1 protein-coding gene is annotated in these 249 nt (G+C 47.0%); it reads right to left on the bottom strand.

The window, feature by feature from the left end; all coding sequences use genetic code 11:
- Positions 1-249: hypothetical protein (locus AB4486_RS27750; protein ID WP_372120022.1), on the bottom strand; the 249-nt coding region annotated here is incomplete at both ends.

The raw sequence follows: 249 nt of genomic DNA, 5'->3' as shown, positions 1-249 counted from the left end.
AATAACCCGGTGGCATCTCAATCGCTTCAATTTGTGGCTGTAAGCGTTTCTGTAACGTCGAAGCCGTTTCTTCACCCAATAGGTCGTTGTCGGCCATTACCGTCAGCATACGCTTACGGTTCTTACGGATGATAAGTGGATCTTCCCATTCCAATTCGTAGCCAAGCGTCACTTGCTGCAACGGAATATATTCGCTTAATGCCGGGCTCCAAATCTTCATACCTTCGATGTTGCGAATATCAACTCGCT

Origin of the sequence: Vibrio sp. 10N.222.55.C6 (assembly GCF_041473395.1) — a bacterium.
In the GTDB taxonomy this organism is placed as follows: domain Bacteria; phylum Pseudomonadota; class Gammaproteobacteria; order Enterobacterales; family Vibrionaceae; genus Vibrio; species Vibrio crassostreae_C.
This window is presented reverse-complemented; position numbering and strand designations above follow the sequence as displayed.